General features: G+C 71.7%; 16 protein-coding genes. 6 read left to right on the forward strand and 10 right to left on the reverse strand.

Translation table 11 applies throughout. The features are described from left to right. Positions 1-28 precede the first annotated feature (28 nt). Together ACP4J3_RS13250 and ACP4J3_RS13255 are read left to right on the forward strand one after the other, a co-directional pair. A complete protein-coding gene (locus ACP4J3_RS13250; protein WP_426533735.1) occupies positions 29-475 on the forward strand; it encodes a MarR family winged helix-turn-helix transcriptional regulator in 447 nt (148 codons plus the stop codon). A 146-nt stretch (positions 476-621) separates the two neighbouring features. Beyond that, positions 622-1,503 carry an esterase/lipase family protein gene (locus tag ACP4J3_RS13255; protein ID WP_426533737.1) on the forward strand — a complete coding sequence of 294 codons (882 nt, stop codon included), beginning with the start codon at positions 622-624 and terminating at the stop codon, positions 1,501-1,503. Positions 1,504-1,582: 79 nt separating this feature from the next. Here ACP4J3_RS13255 and ACP4J3_RS13260 read toward each other — a convergent pair whose 3' ends face one another. Beyond that, entirely contained in the window at positions 1,583-2,587 is a 1,005-nt protein-coding gene (locus ACP4J3_RS13260; protein ID WP_426533739.1) for a lytic polysaccharide monooxygenase, read from the reverse strand. Positions 2,588-2,729: 142 nt separating this feature from the next. Here ACP4J3_RS13260 and ACP4J3_RS13265 point away from each other — a divergent pair, with 142 nt between their 5' ends. Next, positions 2,730-3,179 carry a GNAT family N-acetyltransferase gene (locus ACP4J3_RS13265; RefSeq protein ID WP_426533741.1) on the forward strand — a complete coding sequence of 150 codons (450 nt, stop codon included), beginning with the start codon at positions 2,730-2,732 and terminating at the stop codon, positions 3,177-3,179. 27 nt (positions 3,180-3,206) lie between these two features. On the opposite strand, the gene ACP4J3_RS13270 is transcribed toward ACP4J3_RS13265, so the two are convergent. Continuing rightward, the gene (locus ACP4J3_RS13270) at positions 3,207-3,344 is read right to left on the reverse strand and encodes a hypothetical protein (RefSeq protein ID WP_426533743.1); all 138 of its coding nucleotides are present in this window, start codon (positions 3,342-3,344) and stop codon (positions 3,207-3,209) included. A gap of 141 nt (positions 3,345-3,485) precedes the next feature. On the opposite strand from ACP4J3_RS13270, the gene ACP4J3_RS13275 reads away from it, so the two are divergent. Further along, positions 3,486-4,100 carry a class I SAM-dependent methyltransferase gene (locus ACP4J3_RS13275; RefSeq protein ID WP_426533745.1) on the forward strand — a complete coding sequence of 205 codons (615 nt, stop codon included), beginning with the start codon at positions 3,486-3,488 and terminating at the stop codon, positions 4,098-4,100. Here the strand turns inward: ACP4J3_RS13275 and ACP4J3_RS13280 are convergent. Beyond that, entirely contained in the window at positions 4,097-4,600 is a 504-nt protein-coding gene (locus tag ACP4J3_RS13280; RefSeq protein ID WP_426533747.1) for a DUF402 domain-containing protein, read from the reverse strand. The genes ACP4J3_RS13275 and ACP4J3_RS13280 overlap by 4 nt on opposite strands. Further along, complete coding sequence (locus ACP4J3_RS13285; RefSeq protein ID WP_426533749.1) at positions 4,581-5,510, reverse strand: N-acetyltransferase family protein; 930 nt, start codon at positions 5,508-5,510, stop codon at positions 4,581-4,583. Before ACP4J3_RS13285 ends, ACP4J3_RS13280 begins: the two co-directional genes overlap by 20 nt. Positions 5,511-5,581: 71 nt before the next feature. On the opposite strand from ACP4J3_RS13285, the gene ACP4J3_RS13290 reads away from it, so the two are divergent. Then, positions 5,582-5,950, forward strand: a complete 369-nt coding sequence (locus ACP4J3_RS13290) for a GntR family transcriptional regulator (protein WP_426533751.1) — start codon at positions 5,582-5,584, stop codon at positions 5,948-5,950. Here the strand turns inward: ACP4J3_RS13290 and ACP4J3_RS13295 are convergent, their stop codons facing one another. Together ACP4J3_RS13295 and ACP4J3_RS13300 are read right to left on the reverse strand one after the other, a co-directional pair. Continuing rightward, positions 5,951-6,721: a DUF72 domain-containing protein gene (locus ACP4J3_RS13295; protein ID WP_426533753.1), complete on the reverse strand. Its 771-nt coding sequence runs from the start codon at positions 6,719-6,721 to the stop codon at positions 5,951-5,953. It abuts the gene before it with no gap. 15 nt (positions 6,722-6,736) lie between these two features. Beyond that, positions 6,737-7,831, reverse strand: a complete 1,095-nt coding sequence (locus tag ACP4J3_RS13300; protein ID WP_426533755.1) for a DUF5925 domain-containing protein — start codon at positions 7,829-7,831, stop codon at positions 6,737-6,739. Positions 7,832-8,056: 225 nt separating this feature from the next. On the opposite strand from ACP4J3_RS13300, the gene ACP4J3_RS13305 reads away from it, so the two are divergent. Further along, a complete protein-coding gene (locus tag ACP4J3_RS13305; RefSeq protein ID WP_426533757.1) occupies positions 8,057-9,463 on the forward strand; it encodes a GH39 family glycosyl hydrolase in 1,407 nt (468 codons plus the stop codon). 186 nt (positions 9,464-9,649) lie between these two features. Here the strand turns inward: ACP4J3_RS13305 and ACP4J3_RS13310 are convergent, their stop codons facing one another. The 4 genes from ACP4J3_RS13310 to ACP4J3_RS13325 are packed head-to-tail and all read right to left on the reverse strand — an operon-like array spanning position 9,650 to position 16,077. Then, positions 9,650-13,456 carry a lipopolysaccharide biosynthesis protein gene (locus ACP4J3_RS13310; protein ID WP_426533759.1) on the reverse strand — a complete coding sequence of 1,269 codons (3,807 nt, stop codon included), beginning with the start codon at positions 13,454-13,456 and terminating at the stop codon, positions 9,650-9,652. Beyond that, positions 13,449-14,249: a polysaccharide deacetylase family protein gene (locus tag ACP4J3_RS13315; RefSeq protein WP_426533761.1), complete on the reverse strand. Its 801-nt coding sequence runs from the start codon at positions 14,247-14,249 to the stop codon at positions 13,449-13,451. The genes ACP4J3_RS13310 and ACP4J3_RS13315 overlap by 8 nt, the downstream gene beginning before the upstream one ends. Beyond that, complete coding sequence (locus ACP4J3_RS13320) at positions 14,246-15,250, reverse strand: glycosyltransferase family 2 protein (protein WP_426533763.1); 1,005 nt, start codon at positions 15,248-15,250, stop codon at positions 14,246-14,248. Before ACP4J3_RS13320 ends, ACP4J3_RS13315 begins: the two co-directional genes overlap by 4 nt. After that, positions 15,247-16,077, reverse strand: a complete 831-nt coding sequence (locus ACP4J3_RS13325; RefSeq protein ID WP_426533765.1) for a glycosyltransferase family 2 protein — start codon at positions 16,075-16,077, stop codon at positions 15,247-15,249. The genes ACP4J3_RS13320 and ACP4J3_RS13325 overlap by 4 nt, the downstream gene beginning before the upstream one ends. Between the last annotated feature and the right edge of the window lie 49 nt (positions 16,078-16,126).

Below are 16,126 nucleotides of genomic sequence, written 5' to 3' on the forward strand. Positions count from 1 at the left end.
ACTTCGTCAAGGGTGTTTCAATGCAGGCGTGCAGAACTCCGAGGCCCTGGCCCTGACCGCCGCCCTGCTCGCCGCCGCGGGCGATCTGACCAGGCGCATCAACGACGGTGTCGTCGCCCGTGGCTTCGAGGGGCTGCGGCCCGCGCACGGGTTCGCCTTCACCCGGCTCGCCCCGGAAGGCGCGACGGTGACCGACCTCGCGGCTCACCTGGGGGTCACCAAGCAGGCCGCCAGCCAGCTCGTGGACGAGCTCGTGCGCAAGGGATACGTCGAGCGGCGGCCGCATCCGCAGGATGCGCGTGCTCGGCTGCTGGTGCTGACCGAGCGCGGGTGGGCCTGTGCGCGGGCCGCGGAAGAGGCGGCTGCGGACGTCGTGCGCGAGTGGAGTGCGCTGGTGGGGGAGGGTGAAGTCCGCGATCTGTGCCGCCAGTTGCTGCGTCTCGCGCCCAATGGCCCGCTGCGCCCCTCCTGGTGACCAACTATCACTGGAAGTTTTTACTGACGCGTAACTTCACACGTCTACTACTCGCCCGTAACTTGACAAGTGAACAGCATCCTCGTGATCCGGATCACAGGGCGTAAGGCCGTCGCACCTCCCTTGAGCCGCAAGGAGATCACCCGATGCTGCCCTGGAAACGAGTGCTCAGATCGCTGGCCGCGCTGCTGCTGACCGCCGCGGTCGCCGTCGTCCCCGCCGCCACCGCCGCCACCACCGCCCACGCGGCCGAGGCGACGGCGACGTCGAGCAGTGGCTGGAACGACTACTCCTGCAAGCCGTCCGCCGCCCATCCCCGCCCCGTCGTCCTCGTGCACGGCACCTTCGCGAACTCCGTCGACAACTGGCTGGGACTCGCGCCCTACTTGAAGCACCGCGGCTACTGCGTCTTCTCCCTCGACTACGGCCAGTTGCCCGGCGTGCCGTTCTTCCACGCCCTCGGCCCCATCGAGAAGTCGGCCGAGCAACTGTCCGCCTACGTCGACAAGGTCCTCGCCGCGACCGGCGCCGCCGAGGCCGACCTCGTCGGCCACTCGCAGGGCGGCATGATGCCCCGCTACTACGTCAAGTTCCTCGGCGGTGCCGCCAAGGTGAACGCCCTCGTCGGCATCGCGCCCAACAACCACGGCACCACGCTGGCGGGGCTCACCAGCCTGCTGCCGTACTTCCCCGGCGCCGAGGACCTGCTCAGCACCGCCACCCCCGCCCTCGCCCAGCAGGTCGTCGGATCCGACTTCATGACCAAGCTCAACGCGGGCGGCGACACCGTCCCCGGTGTCCGCTACACGGTCATCGCCACCAGGTACGACGAGGTGGTCACGCCGTACCGGAGCCAGTTCCTGAACGGGCCCGGCGTCAAGAACGTCCTGATCCAGGACCTGTGCGCGGTCGACATATCCGAGCACGCGTTCCTGGGGCTGACCGACCGGATCGCCTTCCACGAGGTGGCCAACGCGCTCGACCCGGCCCGCGCCACCCCCACCACCTGTGCGTCCGTGATCGGCTGAGCCACCGAGCAGGCGATCGCGGAACACGTCGCCGGGGCCTGACCGACCTGAGCCGCCGCTCAGGCCCCGGAGCCTTTCGTCAGCGGCCGAGGCGGGCGCCGCCGGCCGCGCGCCTGCGCACCGACGCGAACAGGACCGCCGAACCCAGCGCCAGGGCCGCCGCACCGCCCATCGCGAGATACGCCGTGCCGCTGTCCCCGCCGGTCTCGGCGAGGTTCTCGCCGGCACCGGCCGCCTTCGGCCGGTTGACGGCCGGTGCGGCGGACCGGTCCTCCTCGGCCCCGGCGGCCGGCTCCGCCGACGTGGCGGCGTCCTGGTCGCCGTGGCCGTCGTGCTCGATCGTCGACTTGTCGGCGCCGTCCTCGATCTGCTCCTCGGAGGGCGCCGAGGCGCTCGGGGCGGGCGCCGCCGCGCCCCCGGAGCCGTCCGTGCCGGCGCCGCCGCTGTCGCCGCCGAACGTGACGTCCGAACACGAGTAGAACGCCTCCGGACTGTCCGAGCGCTGCCAGACCGCGTACAGAAGCTGCTTGCCGGAGCGCTCGGGGAGCGTGCCGGAGAACGTGTAGAAGCCGCCCGAGGCCGCCGGGTCCGTGACCGTCGCCACCGGGTTCGCCAGATCCAGGTCGTCCCAGGCCAGCGGCTTCGCGGGGTCGTAACCCGCCTTGGTGATGTAGACCTTGAAGGTGCCCTTGTGCGGGGCGGTCACACGGTACTTGAAGGTGTACGACCCGCTGCTCACGCTCGTCGCCGGCCAGTCGGCGCGGGCCAGGTCGAGGCCCTTGAACGCCTCGCTGTTCGCGCTGCACAGCTTGCCGTCCGGGATCAGCTCACGGTGGCGGCCGGCCGCGTCGCCGATGCGTACGCCGTTCCAGTCGTAGAGGGCCTGGGTGCCGCCCGCCGCGACCGCCGCCGCGCACGCGTCGGACTTCGGGCTCTCCGGGCCCTCCGCGTAGCACTGCGAGACCCGGCTGACCGGGTCGCCCATCGAGCCGTGCGCCGACGCGGGCGCGCCGGCGAGGGCGGTCAGGGCGAGCGGGGCCAGGCCGAGGGCGGCGACGGTGGCGGCCTTGCGGCGTGCGGGCATGGGGGATCTCCTCGGAACCGATACTGATGAGTGCCGGATCCAAGAAACCGCGAAACCGCCCGCCGCAGGGGGGCTCGCGGCGATCTTTAGGGTCGCCTTAAGGGAGTGCTCAGACTGAGATCAGGTAGGTAGCGTGCACACCATGACGAGCGAGGAGATCCGGCCCGCCAGGGCCGCCGACGTACCGGCCGTCAAGCACGTGACCGACGCGGCCTACACGCCCTATGTCGAGCGGATCGGGCAGACGCCCGTGCCCATGCACGCGGACCACGCGGCGGACGTGGCCGCGGGGAAGGTGTTCGTGACGGGCGACCCCGTGATCGGGCTCGTCGTACTGGAAGCGCACGAGGACCACCTGTTCCTCGACAGCATCGCCGTCCACCCCGACGCCCATGGCCAGGGCGTCGGAAGGCGGCTGCTGCGCTTCGTGGACGTACGCGCGCGTGCGCTGGGCCTGGCCGAGGTCCGGCTCTACACGAACGCGCTGATGTGGGAGAACCAGAAGATCTACCCGAAGTACGGCTACGACGTCGTCGAGCGCCGGGTGGACGGCGTCTATGACCGCGTCCACTACGTCAAGCGGCTCGACTGACGCGTCTCACGCGACCGGCAGGGTTTTTCAGCCGTCCGGCCACCAGGTCCGGGCGATGTCCTTGCGGACCTCGGGTCGTCCCGAGGGGCGCTCGTCGGCCTCCTCCCGGACCCGGCGGGCGTTGGACTGCCTCTTCAGGGGCTTCTGCACGGTTACACGGCGCATGGCTGCCTCCTTCAGGGTCCACCGAGTTCCGCGTTGTCACCGGGGTAGACCCGTTCGGGGAGAGTTCCTCATCGGTGCCGGCCCTGTCAGTGGCCGCTGTCACGATTCGGACTGTCAGTGGTGGGTGTCACTCTTGGCCCCATGACGAACGGTGAACACGCCATCACTGGGGCCGACCTGGACTGGGACGCGGCCGCCCCCACCTTCGACGACGAGCCCGACCACGGCCTGCGCGACCCCGAGGTGCGTCAGGCCTGGGCTTCCAGGCTGCGCACCTGGCTGCCCGAGCGCGCGTCCGACATCCTCGACCTCGGCTGCGGCACCGGCAGTCTGTCGCTCCTCGCGGCCGAACAAGGACACCGGGTCATGGGGGTGGACCTGTCCCCGGCGATGGTGGACCTCGCCCGCGCCAAGCTGGCCGGGCGTGACGCGGCGTTCCTCGTCGGTGACGCGGCGGGGCCTCCGGTGGGGGAGGAGCGGTTCGACGTGGTGCTCGCTCGGCATCTGCTGTGGACGCTGCCGGACCCCGCGCGAGTCCTGCGGCACTGGCGTGGGCTCCTGCGGCCCGGCGGTCGGCTCGTGCTGGTCGAGGGCGTCTGGGGGACGGTCAGTCCGGTCGGCATACCGGCGGACCGGCTCACCGGCCTCCTCGCCCCGCTCGCCGGGCAGGTGCGCCTGGAGCGGCTGTCGGACGACGCGCTGCTGTGGGGCAAGGCCGTGGACGACGAGCGGTATGCCGTGGTGGCGTGGGTCTAGGCCAGCAAGGACTCCAGGCCGCCCTCGGCGACGGCGAGCCCTTCCAGCTCGTCGAGAGCCGCCAGCGCCGCCGAAGCCGCCTCGGGGTCCGACTCCGCCAGGCCGCTCCCGGCGAACTCGTCCTCGTCCAGCCGCCGTACGTCCGTGCCGTCGGCCGAGCGCCACAGGTCCAGGTCGAGGTCCTCGACGACCAGCTCGGTGCCGGACAGCGTGGCCGGGCGGGTGATGTCGCAGTACCAGCCCTTGAGGGCGCCCGCGGCGTCGCGGACCTCCTTCACGGCGTACCAGCGGTCGCGCCAGTAGTACTCGGTGAAGACATCGCCCGGCTCGAATCGGACGAAGCCGAAGTCGCGGACGCCGGCCCCGGACCAGAGGGCGCGGACGGCGATGCGGGTGCCGTCGTCGGTGAGCAGTTCGGCCGGGTAACGGATCTTCGTCCGACCCGCCTTGACGAGGACGACGTCCAAGGGGCGGGTCGGGTCAGCCGAGTTCGCGGACATGGCGGACCTCCGTCGCGCAGATCTCGTACCCGAACCAGCGGTTGATCGCCAGCATCGGTTCGTTGTCGGTGTCGTTGCCGGTGAACGCCTCCTTGTAGCCGGCCGCGCGGGCGCGGTGCAGGGAGTCGTTCTTGGCCAGCTTGGCCAGGCCACGGCCGCGGTGGGCGCGGGCGGTGCCGGTCATCGCCGTGGAGTAGCGGGTGGCGCGGTCCGTGTAGGCGGCGGTGAAGGCGGCGGGGCGGCCGTCGACAACCGCGACCGAGGTCAGGTCCAGGTCGAGGAGCGGGTGCTTCCAGGTCTCCTCGATCCAGGCGTCGTAGTCGGTGAGCTCGGCGTCGATGTCGCTCGGTTCGTCCGACGTGGTCTCCGCGTCCAGCTCGAACATCGGGCGCGGGTCGTCCGCGAAGTCCGCGGCCCTGCGCAGCTCGACGCCCGGCGGGAGGTCCGGGAGCGGCGGGAGCTCGCCGTTGGCCAGGTCCAGACGGAGGAAGTGGGCGGAGCGGCTCGCGCGATAGCCGTGCCGCTCGGCGTACGCCCGGTTGTCCGGCTCGTCGAGGACCCAGGCGAACAGCTTGGTCGCTCCGTGGGCGGCGAGATGCTCCTCGGCGGCGCGGACCAGGAGCCGGCCGGCGCCGCGGCGGGTCCGGTCCGGCCGTACATAGATGTTGAGGTCGCCCTGACCGGGCTCCGGGCTGTCGTACGCGAGGCGGACCTGGGCGGTGCCGATGATCTCGCCGTCCTCCTCCGCCACGAGGGAGCGGTAGTGGGCGTCGGGGTGGGTGCGGTTGAGGTTGTGGAGGATGCCTTCCGGGGTCCACAGGATGTACGGGAGCGCGAGATGGCGGGCATGGGCAAAGCCCTCGACGTCGGCTCGGTCGTCGGGACGCAGGTCGCGCACGATCACTGTCATGTGGGCGCACGGTACGGGGGAGACAGGCCCGGATGCCTCTCATTTTCCGGCGGGTGCGGGACAATCGGCCTGTGACCTTGAAGATCCACATCGACGACAGCGCCGCCCCCTACGAACAGGTGCGGGCGCAGATCTCCGAGCAGGCGCGGTCGGGCGTGCTGCCGGTGGGGTACCGGCTGCCGACCGTGCGGGGGCTGGCGGAGTCGCTGGGGCTGGCGGCGAACACTGTCGCCAAGGCGTACCGGGCGCTGGAGAGCGACGGGGTGATCGAGACGCGGGGGCGCAACGGCACGTTCGTGGCCGCCGCGGGCTCGGCCGCGGAGCGTCAGTCGGCGGCGGCCGCGCAGGAGTACGCGGAGCGGGCCCGGCGGCTGGGGCTCACGGAGGCCGAGGCGCTGGCGGCCGTGCGCGATGCCCTGCGGGCGGCCTACGGGGAGTAGTCAGCGGCGTGCGGCGGACTCCGGTGTGCGGCTCACCGTGAGGCCCGCTCGCGTCGCCGCCCTCCCGAAGGCCACCGCGTCCTCCACCGCCGCCCCGCCGGGGTCGTTGTTGAAGTACGCGTATGTGTCCTCGGCGTCGGACCAGGTGGTCGCGATGCGGTCGACCCAGGTCTCCAGGGAGCGCCGGCCGTAGCGGGGCCAGGGGTGGGCGCGGCCCTCGTGGAAGCGGACGTAGCCCCAGTCCGTGGTGCGCCACAAGGGCGTCATCGGACGGGCCTGGACGTCGGCCCAGCACAGGGCGGCGCCGCGGGACTCCAGCACCTCGCGGGTCTCGGATGCCCACCAGGACTCGTGGCGGGGCTCGACCGCGACGCGCGTACCGGACGGGAAGCAGGCCAGGCAGGCATCGAGGAGGCCGGGGTCGGCCCGCAGAGTCGGCGGGAGTTGGAGGAGTACCGGCCCCAGGCGGTCGCCCAGGCCCGCCGCGTGGGACATCAGACGGTGGACCGGCTCCTCGGGATCCTTCAGGCGCTTGATGTGGGTGAGGTAGCGGCTGGCCTTCACCGCGACCACGAAGTCCCCCGGCACCCGGTCCCGCCAGGCCTCGAAGTTCTCCCGTGACGGCAGCCGGTAGAACGCGTTGTTGATCTCCACCGTGGCGAAGTGCCCCGTGTACTCCTCCAGCCACAGTCGCATGGGCACGTCGGTGGGGTAGAGGGCACCCCGCCAGTCCCGGTACTGCCATCCCGATGTCCCGACGAACAGGGTCATACCTCAATCAAAGCACTACAGGTACAGCCCCGCGTCCGCCCCGTCCCGAGGCTCCGGGAGCGATGTCGGGGACGTGCCCCGCTTCAGCGCGTACAGCTCCGCCAGCGTGGCGCCCTCCCGGCCCACGCCCTCGTCCGTGCCCAGCCAGCCCACCGCCTCCCGGCGGGTGAGCGGCCCCACCTCGATGCGGGCCAGGCAGCGGCCCGGGCGGACCACGGCCGGGTGCAGGCGTTCCAGGTCCTCGTTGGTCGTCACGCCGACCAGGACGTTGCGGCCCTGGCCCAGCAGTCCGTCCGTCAGGTTCAGCAGCCGCGACAGCGCCTGGCCGGCGGTGTGCTTCGCCTCGCCCCGGATCAGCTCGTCGCAGTCCTCCAGCAGAAGCAGCCGCCAGCGGCCCTTGCCCGTGGAGTCGTCCTCGCCGATCGCGATGTCCATCAGGTAGCCGACGTCGCTGAACAGCCGCTCCGGGTCCAGGACGCAGTCCACCTGGCACCAGTCCCGCCACGAGCGGGCCAGCGTCCGCAGGGCCGAGGTCTTGCCGGTGCCCGGCGGGCCGTGCAGCAGGAGCAGCCGGCCCGCGATGTCCTGCGGGGTCGTCTTCATCAGGTGGTCCATCGCGTCCGCCACGGGCGCGGTGTAGTTGGCGCGCACCTCGTCCCAGGTGCCGGCCGAGATCTGCCGGGTCGTGCGGTGCGGGCCGCGCCTGGGGGAGACGTACCAGAAGCCCATGGTCACGTTCTCCGGCTGCGGCTCGGGCTCGTCCGCCGCGCCGTCCGTCGCCTCGCCCAGCACCCGCGCCGCCAGTTCCTCGCTGGTCGCCGTCACGGTGACGTCGGCGCCCCGGTTCCAGCGGGAGATCAGCAGGGTCCAGCCGTCGCCCTCGGCCAGCGTCGCGCTGCGGTCGTCGTCGCGGGCGGTGCGCAGCACGCGGGCGCCGGGCGGCATGAGGGTCGCCCCGGACCGTACGCGGTCGATGTTCGCCGCGTGCGAGTACGGCTGCTCGCCCGTCGCGAAGCGGCCGAGGAACAGCGCGTCGACGACGTCGGACGGCGAGTCGCTGTCGTCGACGTTGAGCCGGATCGGCAGAGCGTCGTGTGGGTTCGCAGACATGCGGCCATGATCCGGCACGCGACGCCCCTGTGCACCCGGTTTCCGCTGCACGTCCCGCCAAGGATGCATACCCGAGCCGTGCCCGACGCGGCCACCGCGTCCCCGGCCGGGGGTCCGGCCCGCCGCGCAGCGGCAATGGGATACAGCGACCCCCGGGAGATGCAGCAGGACCGTGTACGGCGAAAGCCACCCCAGCCCGCGCCACCCCCGTTACCGTTGTCCTTGATGGGACGTCATGGGTGGAATTCGGGGGCACGGCGGTGGCGGCTCACCGCGCTGCTCGGCGTGGGCGCGGCGGCGCTGGCATTGGTCGTGACCCTCCTCAACACGCTTCCCGGCAACGGCGTGAACACCGACGGCACCTCACGGGACGGCGACCGGCCGCACGGCACGCCGACCGCCACGCCGGACGCGGCGAACCCGGAGGTCGGCTGGGGCTTCACCCACACCCAGCACAGTGCGGACGAGGGCGCCTCGGCTGCCGTCCAGCGCGTCGAGGGACGGCTCGCGGACGCCGGCGGGCTGCCGCAGATCCAGCACATCATGGGCTGGGGCGCCGACAATCCCGAGCCGGTCGAGGGGCGTTACGACTTCGAGGCGATGGACCGCCGGATCGACTTCATCCGCGCCTCCGGCAGCACCCCGGTCGTCACCCTGTGCTGCGCCCCCGACTGGATGAAGGGCGGCAAGGCCGGCGTCGGCAACACCGACTGGAGCCAGGCCGCCCTGGAGACCGCGCCCGACCCCGAGCACTTCGAGGACTTCGCCGCGCTCGCCGTGACCGTCGCCAAGCGCTACCCGGACGTACGCCACTTCATCGTGTGGAACGAGTTCAAGGGCTTCTGGAACGACGCCGAGGCCCGCTGGGACTACGAGGGCTACACCGAGCTCTACAACCTCGTCCACAAGGCGCTGAAGAAGGTCGACCCGGACATCATGGTCGGCGGGCCCTACCTCGTGATGGACAGCGTCGACCCGCGCGCGGAGGAGGCCTCGACGGCCCTCACCGGCCCTTGGGGCGCCATGGACCGGCGCACCGTCGAGGCCTTCGAGTACTGGAACGAGCACAAGGCCGGCGCCGACTTCGTCGTCGTGGACGGCTCCAGCTACACCCGCGACGACGAGCTGCTGCCGGACGAGTTCACGGCCACCGACAAGTTCACGGCCGTCAGCCGCTGGGTGCGGGGGCAGACCGGCGATCTGCCGCTGTGGTGGGCCGAGTACTACGTTGAGCCCGCCGACGGCAACGACGACCGCAAGGGCTGGTCCGAGGCCCGCCGCGGCGCCGTCCAGGCCGCCGGGATGATGGCGTTGGCCAAGGGGGGCGCCACCTCCGCCTTCTACTGGAACCCGCAGGAGGAGAAGGGCACCGAGTGCGCCGGCTGTCTGTGGACGCCGACCGACAGCGCGGGCGGCGGCGCGAAGCTGCCGATGTACGACCTGCTCTCGCGGTTCGGCAAGGAGTTCCGGCCGGGGACCGCGTACCGGTCGGTGTCCGTGGACCGACCCGACGTCCGGGCCCTGGCCACGGACAAGGTGATCCTGGCCGTGAACACCCTCGACCGGCAGACCGTCGCGAAGATCGACGGCGAGGAGGTCGAGTTGCAGGCCTACGAGGTCAGGTGGCTCTAGGGGGTGTTTTGGAAGTCCCGTGCGGTGCCCGCGGTGTCCGGTGCGTGCCCTCGGCGTGCCGGACGAAGGTCCTCGTAGCGGAGCTACTTGGGCCTTTGGCCGGTGCGGCGAGGGTGCGTGCCGGGCGCCGTGGGTGCTGTGCGGGACTTCCAAAACACCCCCTAGCGCTGAGCCACCCCACCCCCGCTACTTGAGCGTCAGGAGCCGCTGCGCCAGCGACGCCAGCAGCACCGCCAGCAGTGGCAGCGAGAACCAGAAGCTGCTCTGCAGCCACCGCAGCTGCCGCACACTCGGTGCCAGCGCCACCCGGACGATCTCGCGGGCCATCAGCAGCACGATCAGCGCCAGCGCCGCCAGGCCCCCGACCACCGACCACGGCGTCCAGGTCACCTGCGGCCCGATCGGCCCGGGATCGGCCTTCGGCACCTCACCCGCCGGCTGCTTCTTCAGCGCGTACATCGTCACGTCGGCGTTGACGAAGACCTTCTTCAGTTCCGGCCGCTTGTCCAGGTTCTGCAGCAGCCGCGCCTCCCAGGTCGCCGAATAGCCCACATCCAGCCGGAGGAAGGTGACCTGACCTTCGTTGATCATCAGATACGAGTTCGGGCCCGCGTCCCTCAGCGCCTTCACCAGGCCCGACACCAGCACCGGGTCGGCCGGCGCCTGCGTCGGCAGATACGAGACCTTCTCCATGTCCCGCGAGCCCCACGGCATCGCCGGCGTCACGTCGTTGACCGGGTCGCTGCTCAGCCACAGCAGTCTGAGGCTCGGATCGTCATGGGCGTACACGTACTCCATGGCGGCGACCTCGCCGGGCCGCACCCGCTCGAACGGCTCGTTGCCCCACCGGGCCACCAGGAAGCCGCCCATCAGCACCAGGCCCGCCATGAGCGCCGCCAGCGGGGCCAGGCTCACCTTGTCCTTGTCGCGCTCCTTGGCGGTGACGCCGGTGCGCGGGAAGAACGCCAGACCGGTGAGCAGGGCCGCGCCCGGCAGGGCGAACATGAAGACCCGCAGCGCCATCTCACCGCCGTACGACTGCATGCCGAAGCCCAGGAACGGCACGAAGGTGAGGACGAGCAGCGAGCGCTCCCGGTAGCGGTGGAAGCGGCGGCGCCACCAGCCCCAGCAGGCGAAGGCCATCACACCGCCGGCCAGCAGCACCCGCGTGTACAGCACGAGCTTGTGGGTGGAGCTGCCGCCCTCGATACGGCCGGAGACGGAGGACGTCACATTGCCGCCGACGCCGCCGACCCCGCCGAACAGCTCGTCGAAGTGCCCGGACCAGTACGGCTCGGCCATGAAACCGATCCACACCGTCACCATGACACCGAACAGGATGGGCAGGCCGCGCAGTTCGGACCTGCCGATCAGGACCAGCGCCGTCAGCACGCCCAGCATCACGAACGGCGTGAGCTGATGGGCGGGGACGCTCGCCGCGAACAGTCCGGTGACGACCAGCAGCAGGACGGTCCGCTGCCGCCGGTCCGTCGGCTCGACCTCCAGCTCGCCGGGGCGCCGCTTGGTCCAGATCACGCGTGGCGCGCGGAACCAGACCAGCAGGATCGCGGCGAACGTCAGGTACAGCAGATAGGTGAAGCCCTGCGGGGAGAAGTAGTCCTGGCCGACCCAGCCGCTGAGCACGAAGACCCAGATGCCGGTCCACTTGGCCCGCCAGCTCGCCCGCATGTGCCGTACCAGCAGGAACATCGGCACCAGGTACAGCAGTTGCATGGCCAGCGGCCACCAGCGGATGACCTCGGTGAGGTCGCCGACCCCGCACGCCTTCGCGGCGAACGCGGTCACCGCGAAGAAGCCCGGCCAGCTCCAGCGCGCGTCCAGGTCGGGCACGGCCGAGCCGGTGCGGTCGACGTAGTCCAGGAAGCCGAGGTGCTGCCAGGCCGTCGCGAACCGCGGCTCGGTCTCGATCAGGGCGGGCAGGGCGTGCAGGGACACGACCGTCGCCAGCAGCGTGACCAGCAGCAGCCCCCGGTGCTCGCGGCCCAGCCACAGCAGCGAGGCGAACGTCACCGCCAGCAGCGCGGCACCGAGCAGCGTAGGCGGCGGCAGCACCAAGATCAGCCCGAGCCCGCCCATGCCGTCCAGGTCGCTCTCGCCCAGCCGCAGCGCGGGCACCCAGTACAGCAGCAGCGCGGCGGTCAGCAGACAGCCGAGGATCACCCCGAGGCGGGTGGGCAGCAGCCGCTCGCGCCGGGTGAGCGCGGGCGCTTCGGGCTGTCGTACGGGCTCTTCGGGCATGGGCGGCTCTTCCCGTACGGCACTGTCCGGCCGTACGACGGCCTCCTCGCGCTCTGGAGCCACGGGCTCCGCGTCGCCCTCGCCCGCGTCGAAGTCCGTCTCGAACGGCGCGTCCACCTCGGCGGGCCCGGTCGACGCCTGCCGCTCCTCCACCGGCAGCCCGAGCTCCGGGGTGCGTGCCCAGGCCGGCCGGTGTTCCGGAGGGATGCGTGGGGTGCCCGTGGGCGGGGTCCCCGGGCCGGGGCGGACGTCGGGCCGCCGCTCCAGGTGGTCGAAGTCGACGTGGATGCCGAGGGTGAGGGTGTCGGTGTCGAGCGCCCGTGCGGATCCCCGTTTGCGCGCCCCCAGGTCGGCGAGGTCGCCGTCGGGAGCCGCGTCCTCGGGGACCTCGGCCGAGGTCGCCCGCGCGGTCCGGTACAGCTTGGGCGCGGCGATCGCGACGATCACCGACAGGGACGCTATCTCGGCGACACCGGCGCCGGTCAGGCCCATACGGGGGAGCAGCAGCAGCGTCAGGCTGAGCACCAGGACGCACAACAGGCCCTGCAGCCACGCCAGTCCGGCGGTGCGGCTCTGGGCGCGCAGGACCGCGAAGTACGTCTCCATGACGACCCGCAGCAGCGCGCCGACGGCGAACCAGCGCAGCAGCGGGGTCGCCGCGTCCGCGTAGCCCGGGCCGAAGACGCCCAGGATCCAGGGCGCCCCGAAGAACAGCACCGCGGAGACCGGGAGCATGATCCGCGCCATGCGCCTGAGCGCCGCACGGGTGTTGGCGGCCAGCCGCCCGGGGTCGTGCGAGCCCTCGACCGTGAGCGAGGCGCCCATGTTGATGGCGAGCAGATTGACCGTGCCGCCGATGGTGGTCGTGATGTAGAAGTACGCGTTGTCCTCGGAGGAGACCTGCGCGGCCACGATCACCGGGATCAGGTAGACCACGGCCAGCGAGAACAGCGAGCCGGTGTAGTCGCCCGCCAGGAACTTCCCGATCTCCTTCAGCGACGGCGGGGCGGCGTGGTCCTCGGTCGCCTTCACATGCCGCGGCACCAGGCGCCGGAACACCAGCCAGCCCAGCGGCAGCACCGACACCGCGATCGCCGCGACCCACGACACGAAGACCCCGGCGGTGGGGATCGCCACCGCGAACGCCACCAGCAGCCCCAGCTTCACCGCCGAGAACACGGTGTTGCCGACCGGCACCCACACCGCGCTGCGCAGCCCGGTCAGCACGCCGTCCTGGAGCGTGAGCAGATTCCAGGCGATGACGGCCACGAGGAAGAAGAGCCCGTTCAGCGGCCCGCTCAGGAACCGGTACGACGGCCCCCACAGATCCAGCGTCAGCAGGAAGACGCCCGCGGCCAGCGCCACGATCACACAACTGCCCGCGTACGTCCGGAAGATCAGCCGGCCGCTCCTGCGGCCGGCCACCGGGATGAAGCGGGCCAGCGCGCCGGTCAGCGCCACCGCGGTGAGCCCGGCGAGGAACTTCATCGCGGCGATCGCGGCGGACCCCTGACCGACCGCGGACTCGGAGTAGTAGCGGGCGGCGGCCAGCCAGAAGCCGAGCCCCAGCACGGCGGAGACGCCGGTGTTGATCATCAGGGCGTAGGCGTTGCGGAAGAGCGGGCTGCCGCCGGAGGACCTGCCCATGCCGGGCAGGCGAAGGCGGCGCCCCGACTGCTCGGGCGCCGTCGCGTCGGTCGAGGCGGGCTCGGTCGTGGTCGTCGTGTCAGACACGGGAACGGTTGGCCTTCCGGCGGACCTGTCGGGCTCTGCGGACCAGGGCGTACCCCTTGGTGAGGGCGCGGTCCCGGGCGAACGTGCGGGCGATGGCACGGCCCTCGACCATCCGCCCGAACTCCTCGATGCCGGTGGTGCGGCGCACGGTCAGGCGGGTGAGGGCGTACGGGCCCTGCCGGCGCCGTGCGAGGCCGTTGTTGACGGCGAGCGCCTGGGCGTACCCGGTCTCGAGCACCGCCTCGCGCACCCGGCGACTGGAGTAGCCGTACGGATAGGCGAACGAGGCCGGGACGGTGCCGAGCAGGTCGCTGATGATCTCCTTGCACAGGATCAGCTCGGAGCGCAGCCTGTCGTCCGGGATCTGGTCGAGCTGCGGATGCGTGTGGCTGTGGCCGCCGATCTCGACGCCCGCCTCGGCGAGTTCACGGACCTGGTCCCAGTCGAGCATGGTGTCCAGGCCGCCGCCCATGTCGTGCGGGCCTTTCAGCCAGCCCGTGGAGACGAACACCGTGGCCGCGAAGCCGTGCTTGGCGAGCACGGGCAGCGCGTGCCGGTGCACGCCCTCGTAGCCGTCGTCGAAGGTGATCAGCACCGGCCGCTCGGGCAGCGGTCTGCCGGAGCGCCAACGTGCCGCGAGATCGGCCGTCGTCACGGGTGTGAGACCCAGGTCGCCGATCAGCGCCATCTGCCGCGCGAACGCCTCCGGCGCCACCGACAGCTCGCGGGTGGCGTCGTTCGGCGCGGTGGAGACCGCGTGGTACATGAGGATCGGCACGCGCGGGTCGCTCATCTCGGTCCCCCCTCGATGCCGGGTGCCCCCTCGATCCCGGCCACCGAGTACGTAACGCCGCCCCGGCGCGCCCGGACACTGCCCACGACGTACCCACCGGCCGCCGTCAGGACGCCCGCGACGATCGCCCCCGCCCGTCCCGCACCACCCGGCCGGGCCAGCACCGCGTCCCGCAGCCCGCGCGCCACCCCGGCCGGCAGCACCCGGGTGGTGTACCGGCGCTCGGACTCCAGGCCCTTGCCGGCGCCCACACTCCGGGCCACCAGGGCCTTCGACAGGCCTTCGGCGTAGGTGCGGGTACGGAAGTACCGGAAGTGCTCGCGCGGTCCGGGCACCCGGTGGTGGATCACCGCGCGGTCGTCGATCAGCAGGACCGCGTCGGGCCGGGCCCGGGTGAGCCGGATGCACAGCTCCGTCTCCTCGCAGCCCAGCGGCAGCCGGTCGCCGTCGCGCCCGATGCCGGTGGCGAAGCCGCCCGCGAAGTCGAACGCCGTGCGCCGGAAGGAGGCGTTGCCGCCGAGGACGTTGCGCACCTTCACCTGCCCGCGCGGCAGGCCGCGGTAGGTGCAGCCGACGACCCAGTCGAACTCCTCCGGGAACCACTCCGGCCGCCTCCCCGACGCCCAGATCGGCTCCGTGCGCCCGCCGACGGCCATCACGTGCGGGTCGGCGTACCCCGCGGCGAAGTGCCTGAGCCAGTCGCGCTCGGCCACGGCGTCGTCGTCGAGGAACGCGATGACCTCGCCGTAGGAGGCGGCGATACCGGTGTTGCGGCCGGCGGACAGGCCGCGGGGGCCCGCGTTGGCGAGCACCCGTACATCGGTCGCTTCCTTGTACTCCTTGGCCAGCCGGTCCATCAGCGCCCGGTTGTGGTCGACGACCAGCAGCGTCTCCAGGGCCGGATACGCCTGCGCCCGCACCGAGGAGACCGCCGCGAGGATGTCCTCCCAGCGGTCCTCGGTGTAGACGCAGATCACGACGGAGATGTCGGGACCGCTCAAGACGCATCTCCCCGAACCGAGTGAACCGATTCGAGCATCGGTGAGTGGTTCCTGCTGCGGCGCAGGGCACGCCGGTTGGAGCGCTCCTTGAGGATCACCTTCAGTACCCGCAGCCCGTCCCGCACGGCCCGCAGATTGCTGGTGCCGTGGATCCGGAGGTACTCGTGGCTGGGTATCTCCTGTACCTTCAGCCCCGCCTTGACGACCCGGATGTTCATCAGGGTCTCCACCTCGAAGCCGGTGCAGTCGAGGTCGATCTTGTCCAGGCAGTGCCGCCAGAACGCGTTGTATCCGTAGCAGAGATCGGTGTATCGGGCCCCGAACTTGCGGTTGACGGCCGTGCACAGCGCCCAGTTGCCCAGCTTGCGGATGGGCGTCATGTCGTCGGTGCCGCCGCCGTTGGCGAAACGGGACCCCTTGGCGAAGTCGGCGCCCGAGACCAGGGCGGAGACATACGACAGGATCTCGTTGCCGTCGGCCGAGCCGTCCGCGTCGACCATCACGATGATGTCGCCGGTGGCCGCCTCGAACCCGGTGATCAGGGCATCCCCCTTGCCCTTGCCGCGCTGCCGCACCACCTTCACCCCGGGCCACAGTTCACGCGCCACTTCGACGGTGTCGTCGGTGGAGTTGCCGTCCACCAGGACCACTTCGTGGATCCAGTCCGGCAGGGTCTTGAAGACGTACGGCAGATTCTCCGCCTCGTTCATGGCCGGGATCACCACGCTCACCGGCGGCGCGATGGCCAGGTGCGAGGAGACGGGCCGGTACTTGCCGGCCGGTGACGGATCGTGGTCCGCGACCGCCGGGCGCAGAACAGAACTCATGAGTCAGGTCCCTCTCGTCCGGTGGACCGCCCGCCCCTGGGCGGCCCGG

Origin of the sequence: Streptomyces sp. UG1 (assembly GCF_049974585.1) — a bacterium.
GTDB lineage: Bacteria > Actinomycetota > Actinomycetes > Streptomycetales > Streptomycetaceae > Streptomyces.

Excerpts from the sequence above, each read along its gene's own strand:
- ACP4J3_RS13305 (WP_426533757.1), top strand. The coding sequence starts at position 8,057 with ATGGGACGTCATGGGTGGAATTCGGGGGCACGGCGGTGGCGGCTCACC.
- ACP4J3_RS13325 (WP_426533765.1), bottom strand. The coding sequence starts at position 16,077 with ATGAGTTCTGTTCTGCGCCCGGCGGTCGCGGACCACGATCCGTCACCG.
- ACP4J3_RS13315 (WP_426533761.1), bottom strand. The coding sequence starts at position 14,249 with ATGAGCGACCCGCGCGTGCCGATCCTCATGTACCACGCGGTCTCCACC.
- ACP4J3_RS13265 (WP_426533741.1), top strand. The coding sequence starts at position 2,730 with ATGACGAGCGAGGAGATCCGGCCCGCCAGGGCCGCCGACGTACCGGCC.
- ACP4J3_RS13255 (WP_426533737.1), top strand. The coding sequence starts at position 622 with ATGCTGCCCTGGAAACGAGTGCTCAGATCGCTGGCCGCGCTGCTGCTG.
- ACP4J3_RS13295 (WP_426533753.1), bottom strand. The coding sequence starts at position 6,721 with ATGACCCTGTTCGTCGGGACATCGGGATGGCAGTACCGGGACTGGCGG.
- ACP4J3_RS13275 (WP_426533745.1), top strand. The coding sequence starts at position 3,486 with ATGACGAACGGTGAACACGCCATCACTGGGGCCGACCTGGACTGGGAC.
- ACP4J3_RS13285 (WP_426533749.1), bottom strand. The coding sequence starts at position 5,510 with ATGACAGTGATCGTGCGCGACCTGCGTCCCGACGACCGAGCCGACGTC.
- ACP4J3_RS13260 (WP_426533739.1), bottom strand. The coding sequence starts at position 2,587 with ATGCCCGCACGCCGCAAGGCCGCCACCGTCGCCGCCCTCGGCCTGGCC.
- ACP4J3_RS13300 (WP_426533755.1), bottom strand. The coding sequence starts at position 7,831 with ATGTCTGCGAACCCACACGACGCTCTGCCGATCCGGCTCAACGTCGAC.
- ACP4J3_RS13280 (WP_426533747.1), bottom strand. The coding sequence starts at position 4,600 with ATGTCCGCGAACTCGGCTGACCCGACCCGCCCCTTGGACGTCGTCCTC.
- ACP4J3_RS13270 (WP_426533743.1), bottom strand. The coding sequence starts at position 3,344 with ATGCGCCGTGTAACCGTGCAGAAGCCCCTGAAGAGGCAGTCCAACGCC.